The following is a 12777-nucleotide window of genomic DNA, read 5'->3' as shown; positions in this document are numbered from 1 at the left end:
AGCGAACAGGCTTGTTCATTCATAGGGGGAGGTTCACAGGATGAAACGATTCAAAAAAGGGACCGTCGTATTGTCGACGCTGCTCATGTCCGTCGCATTGGCGGCGACCGGCTGTTCGAGCGGCAATAGCGCCGGGGGGAACGGCAATGCGAATGCGGGCACGAATGCTAACGCGAATGCAGGGTCAGGGAATACGCAAGCTGCACCGGGCGGGGAAGGAACGAAGACGTTAGAGCCGTACGAGGTGGTCATGGTGTACCCCGACGCGCCGCAGAACGATCTGGGCACGGTGCAGAGCGCGATGAACGATTACTTAAAGCAGACGTACCCGGAGCTCAATATGACGGTGAAGCTGAATCCGATCGACTGGGGCGCCTGGAGCGACAAGACGAATCTGATGATGGCGTCGAGCGAGAAGTTCGATCTGCTGTTCACGGCGGATTGGCTCGGCTACAATCAGCAAGTATCGAAGGGCGGCCTGCTCCCGCTGGATGATCTGTTGGCGCAATACGGACCGGACATCGAAGCGGTCGAGAAGGATTTCCACGAACCGGCCAAGCGCGGCGGTAAACTGTACGGCATCCATACGCATCAGGAGCTGGGCGGCGCGCAAGGGGTGTATCTCGACAAAGCGTTGGCGGACAAATATAAATTCGATCTGAGCGTGTTCAAGTCCGGCAAGGTGGAAGAGCTCGAATCGATGCTGGCGACGATTAAGGACAAGGAGCCGGGCATCACGCCGCTCGTGGCGCCAAGCTTCCCGCTGGAGGCGTATTATTCTTCGGGAACGACCGATGGCATCGGCAGCTTAGCCGTTCTGAACGTGCTTGGAACGGCGCCGGATGATTACACCGTCGTCAACACCTATACGACGCCGCGCTATATGGAGCTGGCGAAGCTGACTTATAAGTGGTTCAAAGCCGGCTACATCAACAAAGACGCGCTGACGCCAGGTCTAGACGCCTGGAAGAAATTCCAGGCCGGCAAAGCGTTCGCGCTTGTCGGAGACGTTGACATCCTCGCGGATATGACGATCGGCTCCGTAGCCAAATCGCCGAACGGCTCCTTGAAGGCAGGCCGCGAAGTGCTGCAAATCCCGCTCAACGTGGACCGGCTGCAGACCGGCAAAATGACGGCGACGATGCAGGCGATCTCCAAGACGTCCAAGGATCCGGCCCGCGCCATGACGCTCTTGAACCTGTTCTTCAAGGATCAGAAGCTGCTGACGCTGTTCAACTTCGGCGTCGAGGGCAAGCACTATGTCATGAAGGACGGGCAAATCGCGCTGCCGGATGGCAAGACGAACAACGACGTCGGCTTCTACCATGACATTATGTGGCAGCTCGGCAACCAGATGCTGAACTATACCCGCGTCGGCGAAGATCCGAAGAAATACGAGAATTACGAGAAGTTCAACGCGATGGTGTCCGGCAACCCTTCCCGCATCTTCGGATTCATCTTCGATCCGGAGCCGGTGAAGAACGAGATGATCGCGATCGATACGGCGCAGAAAGCATTCGCGGACGGGATCAAATCCGGCCAATTGGATCCGGAGGAGAACGTCCCGAAGATGCTCGACAAGCAGAAGGCGGCCGGCGCGGACAAAGTCATTGCGGAAGCGCAGAAGCAGCTGGATGCCTGGCTGAAGGCGAACGGCAAATAAGAGGCGGCAAACCGCACAGCTAGAGATGTTCACCAAGGGTATGACTACGAGAGGTTCACTCGCGCGGTTATACCCTTTTTTTGGCGCGTGCACGATCTATTCACTAGGGAGGCAGCTATGGGAACCAAGAAGAAAGCGTTATTCAGCGCATTAGCGGCGATGACCGTCGTGCAAGGAGCGCTGCCGTTATCGGTCGAGATCGCCGGTGGCGTACAGGCGGCGCATGCAGAGGGTTCAGGTGATCCGGCTAACGTTCAGCCTGTTATGAAAGCGATTACTTCAATCACGGTAGATAAAGCCCGGTACATGCCTGGCGAAGAAGCGACGTTGACGTTCAAGCTAACGGATCAAGAAACTTGGAGCGGTACATTGAACGTTCGCATCTATCAGCTGAACGAGCTGGTCGCCAGCGGAACGAAGGCCGTGGAGGTCAAGCAGGGACAAGGCGAGCTGCAGGTCAAGTGGGAGACGCCGGAGCGGGATTTCACCGGTTATCTGGTGAAGGCGTGGGTCAACGGATCCGGCGAGCACGATTTTGCAACCGCTGCCATTGATGTGTCGAGCGATTGGAAGCGGTATCCGCGGTACGGGTATGTCAGCGATTTCCCGGACGAATCGGCCGTGCAGAGCGATGCCAAGCTCAAGCAGTTATCGCAGGACTACTACCTGAACGGCTATCAGTTCTACGACTGGATGTGGCGGCACGACGTGTCGGTCTATTCCAAGACCGATGCTAACGGGAAGCCATTGAAGGACGAGAAGGGCGAGTTCATCACGGAAGTCATCGACTCCGATTCACATTATACCGACCTGCTTGGCCGCACGCTCTATCCGTTATCGGTCAAGCAGCAGGTGGAGGCGGCGCAGAAGTACGGATCGGCCGCGATGGCGTACCAGATGAATTATGCGGCCCGGGAGAATTATGCGGACTTCGGCGTCCGTCCAGAGTGGGGGCTGTATAATAAGTCGGCGCAGTTCCCGCTTGACCCCGCGAATCCGCAGAAGGATCAGAACGGGTTTACGTTCGACGTGAACGGCAAGCCGACGTCGTTATATTTGCAAGATCCGGGCAATACGGACTGGCAGGCGTATATCACGAAGCAATTCAATCGTTCGGTGAACGTGTTTGGCTTCGACGGCATCCATCTGGATCAATGGGGCGCGAATGACCACGATTTCCTCTATGACTATACCGGGAACAAGCGGTACTACGCGCTCGATTACGATAAGCTGATCGGCGCGGTCAAGGATTCGCTTGCGGCGAACAATCCGGATAAGAGCGACGTGACCTTCAACATGGTCGGCGGCAATGCGGAATACAGCGCGGTGCCGAATCCGGCGACGAAGACGGATTTCGATTACAGCGAGATTTGGCAGGATCGCAATCAGTACCGCGACGTGCAGAAGGTCGTGGAGGATACCCGCGCGAAGAACGGCGGCAAAGCGATGGTCATCGCCGGCTATATGAACTATAAGCAGGCGACCGGCGTGACGACGCGCGGCACCGAGGCGAAGGACGTGCCGGCAGCAGCCGATTACCAGTCCCGCATCGCGAAGGCTTACGGCTGGGTCGGCAACTTCGGCCGCAAGGATACCGATGCCGTCACGTTCACCGTCCATGCGCCCGTTAAAGGCACGTACGACCTGACGTTGAATTACGGCCACGGCAATGGCTCCGGATATCCGGAAGGGAAATTGACCGTGAATGGCGCGGTTGCCGCGGAAGCGATCCCTTTCGCCGCGAATACGGGCTGGGGGAACCCGGTCTCGAGCTATAAGGCGACGGCCGAGCTTGAGGCGGGCGACAATACGGTGAAGCTGACGCTGAATACGAATGGCCTCTGGCTAAACCTGGCGAGCCTGGATGTGAAGGGGCAAGGGATCGAGGATCGGTACGAAGCGGTAGAGGCCGCGCTTGATACCGTCATCGTCGATCAGTACAGCCATGTCTACAACTTCGATACGAAGGGCGACTATATCGCCTTCCGCGTGAACGTGCCGGCAGAAGGCGATTATCCGCTCGGGTTCAGCTATGCCTCGGAATGGCAGCAGGTGGAGCGGGAATTGATCGTAGACGATGCCGAGCAAGGCAACGTAGCGTTCCCGGCAACGGGAACTTGGGACAAATTCACGCAGCGCGATCAGATGGCGACCGTGCATCTACAGGCAGGCGAGCAGATCGTCAAGCTAAGAGCGCCGAAGGATGACATGGGCGTCAAGCTGCAATCGATGACGGTCGGCGGACGCAAATATGACGCGTTGTACGCGGCAATCCCGCAGACGAACAGCATCAAGCAGAGCGAAAGCAAAACCGACAATTTTGGCCAAGCGGGACAGAGCGTGACGTATACAGTGAATGCTGCTCGAGCGGTGAACGAGATGACGGTGCTCTATCATGGCGACAATGACCCGGTCATGTCGGTGCTGGTCGATGGTCAGCCAGCCCCGCAGGCGCAGAACGTGACATTCACGCGTACGCCGGGCGGCTGGAGCGGAACCATGCAGCCGAAGACGCTGCCGGTGGCCATTCCGTCCGGCAAGCATGAGGTGACGCTGCAGATGGAATCGAGCGGTCAATATACGAATATCGGCGGCATCCTCGTAGACGGCATGGAATACAGCACGGGCAGCGCGCAAGCAGACGGCGGCGTCGTGCCAGTCGTCGGTTACACGTACGATTTCAACAACGAGAACGACCGGATCGTGTTCGACGTGAATGCGGATGAGGCCGGTATGTATGATTTGACTTGGGTGTACCAGAACAATGCCCAGGGTGCGGTAACGGCGATTCGCAGTGTAACGGTTGGCGATGGCGCAAGCGTGCCGGTCAGCTTCGCGTCTACGGCAGGAGAGACGTGGCAGCAAGCCGTCACGAGCGGCGTACAGCTGCAGCAGGGCGCCAATCGGGTCGTCATCAAGATGACCGAAGGAACGGATAGCGGCATCAAGCTGGATCAGCTGAAGGTCGGCAAGAGCGGAGCCGCCGCGGACGAAGCCCGCGCCTACGAACCGGAGAGCATCCGGGAGGCGGAGTCGTTCTCGCTGTACAAGGATACGGTCATGAATTTCGGCGAAGTCGGCCAGCAGGTGACGTATCCGGTGACCATCCCTCAGACGGGCGAGCAAAGCCTTATTTTCACCTACTCGAATCCGGGGGCAAGCACCTCCCGCTCGGTCTATATTGACGGAGTACGGGCAACGGACGGTACGGGAAGCGGCTTGAAAATTTGGTTCTCCGGGACGGAGAGCAAGGACAAATACAGCGGCGATGGCTACGTCATCATTCCGCATATGACCGCTGGCGCGCATACGGTCACGCTGAAGATGGAGGCGGAAGACGCGCCGGGCACGATTCAGCTTCGGGGTGTTGCGGCCGGATACTTCAACGAGCCTTCGGTCCGGCTGATGGATGCGGCCTTGGCCGCGATGGGCGCGACGCATATCGAGCTTGGCACGGCTGAACGGTTCGAGGAAGGCCCGAATATGCTCGCCCACGAGTATTACCCGAACCGCAGCAAGAAGATGACGGCGAGCACGAAAGAAGCGATGAAGGATTATTATCAGTTCTTCGCAGCCTACGAGAACCTGCTGTTCGACAGCAAAGCGGATGCCTCCGCAGCCATAAGCGTCAACGATGCCGGCGGTGATCCCGTGCTGCTGAGCAAGGATGGCGCTGCCAATACGCTGTGGACGACCGTCCGCAAGAATGCGGGCAATGCCGGGTTTGAGTCGTATGATCTCATTCATTTGGTCAATCTGCTGAACAACGATTCGGATTGGCGCAACGCGGCCAACGAACCGGCGCTGCAGCAGCATATGCAGGTGGATTACGCGGTGGGGCTGACGCAGCAGGCGGCGCCGGGATTGAAAGTGTATGCCGCTACCCCGGATAGCCATGAAGGGGCGATGCAGGAGCTGAGCTATAGCTGGAACGGGGATCATATCGTTATCGATGTTCCTTCGGTCGCGTATTGGTCGATGTTGATCGTGGACCGTAACCCGCAGCAGGGCAGCGTGCAGCAGCTGTTTCAAGATGGCGGAAGTTCGAACCCGGGGCCAGTCGCAGCGCTGCCGGTCGTTACGGGTCCGGTCACTGAGTGGCATCGCGTTGTAACGGAGCAAGAGCTGCGGCAGGCCAAGAACGGCAAAGTGACGATTCTGCTTGCGGATGGCGTGAATACGGTACGGCTCCCGGCGGAAGCGGGCGAGCTGCTGGAGAGCAACCGGCTCGAGCTGCAGAACGGGCCGTTATCGATAAGCTGGGGTTCAGATACGCTGCGGAAGCTAGCTTCCGGCGCACCGAAGAACAGCGGGGCTTATGTGGAACTGACGCTTACGCAGACGGCCAACCCGGTCATAGGAGGACAGCCGGCAGAGATGACGCGGAAGGGCGGCGTCTACGCGCTCGGTACGGCGTTGAAGACGAAGGATGGCGTTGCGCTCCATGCCGAGCGTTCGGCCGCGCAAGCGAAGATTGCCATACGCGTGGACGAGGCGAAGCTGAAAGGAAAGCTGCTCGGGCTGTATATTGATGATGCGAAGAGCGGTAGTTGGCAGTATGCCGGCGGTCATTATCGCATGGCGGAAGGCCTATTCTATGCGGAGCTTCAGAACGAGGGTACGTTTGCCTTGTTCGAGTATGAGAAGCCGTTCGCCGATGTGCCGAGCGCGCATTGGGCGTATGAGGCGGTCTCCTCTTTGACGGCCAAGCAGGTCGTCAGCGGCATGTCGGACGGCACGTTCGCCCCGTCGCAAGCAAGTTCGCGCGCCCAGATTGTCGCGATGTTGGCGCGTGCGCTGAACTTGAAGAGCGATGGCAGCGGTATGCCTTTCGCGGATGTGTCCGCAACGGCTTGGTATGCGGAAGCAGCAGCGGCTGCCTACAAGGCGGGGATTGTGGAGGGCAGCGAAGACGGGAAGTTCCATCCGGATGCGCCGCTCACCCGTCAGGAACTGGCGGCTATGCTGGTCCGAGCGTATCGGTTCGCCGGAGGTTCCGCCCTGGCTGGAGAGACGAAGGAATACAAGGATGCGGGCACGATTGCCGCATGGGCGAAGGAAGCCGTTCGGCAAGCGGCGGAATACGGGCTGCTGCAAGGCGATACGGAGGGGAGGTTTGCTCCGGCGCGCACGACCACGCGCGGAGAGGCCGCGCAGGCGCTGGACCATTTGCTCGATCGGATGATGGCCGGGGATGCGTTAATAGGAGCGTAGGCGCCTAAAGCTCACAGCCTTTTTCATCGACAATTACAACTTTTTCATTCGAACGACCTCAAACACCTTCAAGTACGTAACCAAATCGCTATCGTGAGATCTGGCTGCCGGCTTGGAGGTGTTTTTTTGCGCGCATTCCAGAGCCAGGCGCGATGAGCCAAGCCTTTGAAAGGGGGGATGCCGAACCGAGTTGGAAGCTTGAGGTGCGCAATCATGCGAATTCATTAGAGAGGTGTGATGCTACATGAAAATGAAGAAAACGATTCACCGACTGTTAGTCGCGGGGTTCGCGGTGCTGCTCCTGAGCAGTCTGGCGCTGCAGCCCGCCCGGCGGGCGGAGGCGGCAAGTACGGGCAAGGTGATGTATGATGTGACGACGGATAAATCGATGTACAACCCCGGCGCGACGGTCGAAGTCCGCATCGATTTGAAGAACAGACTTGGGCGCGACATTACCGGCGGATCGGTGGAGCTTCGCGCCTTTCATCTGGAGAAGCAGATCGGTACGACGTTGACGAAGCCGCTCTCGCTCGGCCAGAACGCCGACACGATCATGACGATCGGCTGGACGGCGCCGTCCGCCGATTTTCAGGGGTATCTGCTGGAGGCGGTCGTGAGAGACAACGCCGGCGCGCAGCTGGATTCGGATACGGTCGGCGTCGATGTATCCTCGACATGGACCAAATTTCCGCGTTACGGCTACCTATGGGATTTTACGCAGCAGGTGGATACGGCCGCGCGAATCGATGCCTTGAAGAATTATCATATCAATGCGCTTCAGTACTACGACTGGTTCTACCGCCATCAGAAGCCGGTAGCGCCGAATACCGACGTGTGGGACGACTGGTCGGGCCGTCTTATCTACGGCAATAAAGTCAAGTCGTACATCAGTCAGGCGAGAGCGGTCAATATGGTCAACATGGCCTATAACATGGTGTACGCGGCGACGAACGGGTACGACAAGGACAATATCGATTACCGCTGGGGGCTGCAGTGGGCGGAAGGAGACAAGGCCGGGCAGCAATTCAGCTTCAAGATGGCCGATTCGACGCCGACCGGCATTACGACGCTGTACTTCTTCGATCTCCAGAATGCGGGCTGGCGGAATTATATTTTCAATGAAATGAACAAGGCGTTCCTGACGTTCGGCTTCGACGGCTGGCATGGCGACAGTATCGGGGAATGGGGCAAGATGAAGGATGCGGGCGGGAACAGCTTCTATGTCAAAGACACGTTCACGCCGTTCCTCAACGCCGCGAAACAGGCGATCGGGTCCAAATATCTCGCCTTCAACCCGGTCGGCGCGCAGGGGATCGAGAACGTCAACCGCAGCAGCGTGGACGTCCTGTATACGGAAATTTGGCCATGGGATAAAGACAGCGACGGGGTGGCCTACGATACCTACGCTTCGCTGCGCAAAGAAATCGAACAATCGAGGCGGGAGAGCGGCGGCAAATCGCTGATCGTTCCGGCTTACATGGAATACGATTACGCCAATAACAATCCGGGCAAGCCCTTCAATACGTCGGCCGTCCTGCTCACGGATGCGGCGGTATACGCTTCGGGCGGCTCTAGATTCGAGCTCGGGGATAACGGCAATATGCTGAGCAGCGAGTACTTCCCGAAGCAAAATCTGTACATGGATGCAGACTTGAAGCAGCGGGTCTCCAAACTCTACGACTTTATCGTCGCGTACGAGAACTTGCTGCGCGACGGTCAGGAGGAGACGGCCAATCGGATCGAATTCCCGGCTTACGCGAGCAGCGGCGACGGTCAACCGAACCGCATCTGGGCCTTCGGCAAGAAGGATAGCAAGTACGACATTGTACACACGATCAACCTGCTAGGCGTCAGCCGGAACGATTGGCGGGCTGCGGACGGGAGGAAGGAAACGCCGTCGAAGATCAGCAACTTCGAGATGAAATACTACACCGCGAAGGACGTCAACTCCGTATGGCTCGCTTCGCCGGATGCGAATGACGGCCGATCGATTGCGTTGACCTTCTCGAAAGGAAGCGACTCGAACGGCAATTACGTCCGCGTACAAGTGCCGTCGCTTGCGTATTGGAACATGATCTACTTTAGCGGCGATGCGGCGGGAGGCCATCCGGGATCAACGAGCGGCGAACTGATCAACGGCACATTCGAAGACGGCGAGAGCGGCTGGCTATATACCGGGACTGGCGCGCATGGCGTAGACGCGAACGATGCCTATGCCGGAAGTAAATACTGGCTGTGGAGCGATAGCGCCTACACGGGCAAAGTGGAGCAAACGGTTAATAATCTGCCCAACGGCAGCTACACGGTAAGCGCGAGGGTTAAGCAGAACTTGGGTTCTCCTTCGCTTAGCCGGATGGAGTTGTCTGATTACGGCGGCAGCACGGTATACGTCAATATTCCGCACGGCGACAGCTATGTGAGCATATCCGGAACGGCGACCGTTACGAACGGCACCTTAAAAATCGCTTTCTACCAGGCTGCTCCTGGCAGCACGAATTTGCAGATCGATGACGTGAAGCTTAGTAAGCTGCCTTGATTGGGTGGTTAGAAGGAACAAAACTAAATCTTTTGCAAACGACAAGAATTAAGTACACTCGATATTGTAGGTATTTCCGCTGCAAGACAGATAAATAGAGTTCAGAAATCTTGTGGAGGGATCGCAATTAAAGGTGCAAGAATTAAATATTTGTTAATTGGTTATCTCGTTGGTTTTGTTATTAGTCTAACAATCACGGGTGTTCCAAACCTCTTGTATTTACAACCTGTGAAAGCAATGGGCATTATTTTTTCAATTACGGTTGGGAATATTCTGTACTATGCCATTGAAAAGAGAGAATTAATATTTAGGGGGGGATTTCGTTCACTAAAGTATGTAATACTTGTTGTTATCTTAATAATTGTGTTTACTGAGGTCGAACTATACTTTTACGAGAACAAGGGAATTGATCTTCGATTTATGATTGGCTTTATGGAATAATTTTGTTCAACCACATACGGTTGAAGCGCTAAAGCTATTGGTGATTTATACAGAAGGGATGTATCGTGAGCATTATAGGGGAATTGTACCTATCGGGGAGGTTAGGCGGTGGAAAATATGGATTACTACTGCCCATTAATGGATGAATATATTGAACAAGGATTATGTTTAGATATTAACTACGAAAGAGAAAAGGTGTTCAATACAAATACTTTGGAGCGATTAAATATTTCGGCGAACCAAGCAAACGCTGCTTGTAAGACTTGTCCGTTTTGTCCAATTTGCTGATAAGCGTCACATGATTGCTTCAATTCGATTTCTGGGTAACCATAGTTTGATTATTATCTACTAATTTCTTTCTGTTTTGAAATTTTAAGTAGGGTTATCCCGAGCGGAGAGGTCACATGATTCTGGAGAAGCGTTAGCGTTCGCCTTTGGATGAATGCTGCGCTCACGAACAGAGCGCAAACCAATCATCCTTTGTGAACGGATTCCTACCTCCACCCGTAACATTCAGGGAATCCGGGAACAACAGCGATCGGAAGAACATGAGACCGCGCAGTGGAAGCGGTAACCCAAACTTTGTATTAAAAAGGCGGTGTCTCAACGTCATCTTTTTGATGAATTTTGGGACACCGCCGTCTTTTTTCACGCGTGCAAGCGCGGGGAACAGTCTAATGCCGTGTCCATTTCTTGCGGTATTGATGAGGTGTAATCCCCAGCTGCGATTTGAACAATTTGCAGAAATAAGAGCTGTTCGTATACCCGATCTCTTCGGCGATCAGCGAGACGGGCTTGTTCGTGGTGGTTAACAGCCGAACAGCTTGATGGATTCGGCGCGTCGCCATGTATTCCGTGATGGTGATGCCGGTCGCTTCCTTGAAGAGATGGGACGCGTGGAACGGCGAGATATGCAGGGACCGCGCCATATCATCCAGCCGATACGGAATGGCGTAGTTGGCTTCGATCCAGCTCAGAATATGCTCGACTTGATGCGTCTTGCGGCGCGTCTGATAGACGGCCGTATTCTCGTTCAGCCGCTCCCATTCTTGTTTCAGCACCCGGTACAGGTTAACCAGGAACAGCGATATTTCCTCGAGTTGGTCCGCCTCCGGCAGGGCAGGCATGCGCTCGTTCATATTCCGAAACAACTGGTCCAGCAAGGGAAGATCGTGTAACGCGTACAGGCAGGGGAACGGAAGCTGCCCGGAGCAGATAAAGGCATAAAAGTCGTGCAGCCCCGGCCATTGTTCAAAATATTGCTCGTACATGGTCGGTTCGAAAATAGCCATCGAGCGTTCAAAGCTCTGATCGTCGGCGTAGTCGAGCGTCAGATGATGGAGCTGGAACGGTTGGAAGATGCAGAGCATGCCCGGCTTGATCTCATAGCGGCTGTTGTTCACGATCATCGTCCCGCTCCCCTGATGGATCAGCAGCAGCTCGACCCCGAGGTGGGAATGGAACGTTTCTTTATGCTCGTCATTGACGCTCTTGCGCTTGTAGGCGAAATATAACGGCACCTCGCTGTAATGACCCGTCGCAACCGGCATGCAACTCGCTCCCATCCCTATCGTCTTGTAGGCACTCTCCTCTATCCACACTATATCGAAGCGACTTAGCCGCTTCAACCGGTACGCTTCGAAAACCGCAACCTAGCGTTATTTCCTCCACATGACGAATCACAATGCTCTCGTTGGCTCGACTATGATTTCAGTAGCACCTACATTTCCAGGGAGGCACATCCATGTTGAAAGTAGCGATTATCGGTACTGGAGCCATCTCATCCGCGCATATCGAAAGTTATCTGCAATTCAAGGACCGCTGCCGGATTGTGGCTTTATGCGATCTGTATCCCGAGAAAGCGGAAGCGAGGCGCGAGCAATTCGGGTTGAATGCCGCCATTGTCAAGGATTACAAGGAACTGCTCTGCCAGGGGATCGATCTGGTGTCGGTGTGTATGCCGCCGTTCGTCCATGCGCCGGTGACGATCGATTTCCTCCATGCGGGCAGTCATGTCATCGTGGAGAAGCCGATGGCCTCTTCCCTTGAAGAATGCGACGCGATGATCGAAGCCGCGGCGAGCAGCGGGAAGGTGTTGTCCGTCGTCGCGCAGAACCGGTTCCGCAATCCGATCATGAAATTGAAGCGCGTGCTGGACAGCGGGCTCGCCGGCAAAATCCTCCATGCCCAAGTGGATTCGTTCTGGTGGCGGGGGCATTGCTATTACGATTTGTGGTGGCGCGGCACATGGGAGAAGGAGGGCGGCGGCCCTACGCTGAATCATGCGGTTCATCACATCGACGCCTTGCTCTGGATGCTGGGTCAGCCGAGCGAGCTTCAAGCTTATATGAGCAACGTCGCGCATGACAATGCGGAAGTAGAGGACTTGTCCATCGCGATGCTCCGATATCCGAACGGGAGCTTGGGGCAAATCACAAGCTCCGTCGTGCATCATGGCGAAGAGCAGCAGTTCATCTTCCAAGGGCAGCACGCTCGGATCTCGGCGCCATGGCGGGTCACGGCTTCCACGTCATTGCCGAACGGTTTTCCGGATCGGAATCCATCCCTCGAGGCGAATATCCAACAATACTACGACGAGCTGCCGGATCTGCCTTACGAAGGCCATGCCGCGCAGATCGATAATGTACTGCAGGCCATCGAGACCGGGGCGCCGGTGTTGATCGACGGCGTCAGCGGACGCAGCACGTTAGAGCTCATTACGAGTATTTACAAATCCGCGAGCACCGGCGAGAAGGTCGTCCTTCCGCTGCGGAAGGACGATCCGTTCTACACGCGGGAAGGATTGATGAAGCAGGTGCCGCATTTCTACGAGAAAGGCGCCGCAGTGGAGAATTTCGCGGATCTGACCATTACGACAGGCAGCAGCTATAACGGGAAATCATAACCGAGGCGGAGGTCAAGA

5 protein-coding genes are annotated in these 12777 nt (G+C 55.9%); 4 read left to right on the top strand and 1 reads right to left on the bottom strand.

The genetic code is table 11. From position 1 onward, the window contains the following. Nucleotides 1-40 precede the first annotated feature (40 nt). From ACFFSY_RS01730 to ACFFSY_RS01720, 3 genes are all read left to right on the top strand, one after another. Nucleotides 41-1663 (top strand): ABC transporter substrate-binding protein, encoded by a 1623-nt coding sequence (locus ACFFSY_RS01730; protein WP_377488955.1) that lies wholly within the window; start codon nt 41-43, stop codon nt 1661-1663. Between the two features lie 117 nt (nt 1664-1780). Continuing rightward, on the top strand, nt 1781-6877 hold the full coding sequence (locus tag ACFFSY_RS01725) for a glycoside hydrolase family 66 protein (RefSeq protein WP_377488952.1): 5097 nt from the start codon (nt 1781-1783) through the stop codon (nt 6875-6877). Between the two features lie 244 nt (nt 6878-7121). After that, complete coding sequence (locus tag ACFFSY_RS01720; RefSeq protein ID WP_377488949.1) at nt 7122-9413, top strand: glycoside hydrolase family 66 protein; 2292 nt, start codon at nt 7122-7124, stop codon at nt 9411-9413. A gap of 1115 nt (nt 9414-10528) precedes the next feature. On the opposite strand, the gene ACFFSY_RS01715 is transcribed toward ACFFSY_RS01720, so the two are convergent. Then, nucleotides 10529-11404 (bottom strand): helix-turn-helix domain-containing protein, encoded by an 876-nt coding sequence (locus ACFFSY_RS01715; RefSeq protein WP_377488946.1) that lies wholly within the window; start codon nt 11402-11404, stop codon nt 10529-10531. A 194-nt stretch (nt 11405-11598) separates the two neighbouring features. On the opposite strand from ACFFSY_RS01715, the gene ACFFSY_RS01710 reads away from it, so the two are divergent. Continuing rightward, nucleotides 11599-12759: a Gfo/Idh/MocA family protein gene (locus ACFFSY_RS01710; RefSeq protein ID WP_377488943.1), complete on the top strand. Its 1161-nt coding sequence runs from the start codon at nt 11599-11601 to the stop codon at nt 12757-12759. Nucleotides 12760-12777: the final 18 nt, after the last annotated feature.

It is taken from the genome of Paenibacillus aurantiacus (assembly GCF_042431225.1).
Classification (GTDB): Bacteria; Bacillota; Bacilli; order Paenibacillales; family Paenibacillaceae; genus Paenibacillus_Z; species Paenibacillus_Z aurantiacus.
Note: the sequence above shows the minus strand (reverse complement) of the source record. Positions and strands in the feature narration are given on the sequence as shown.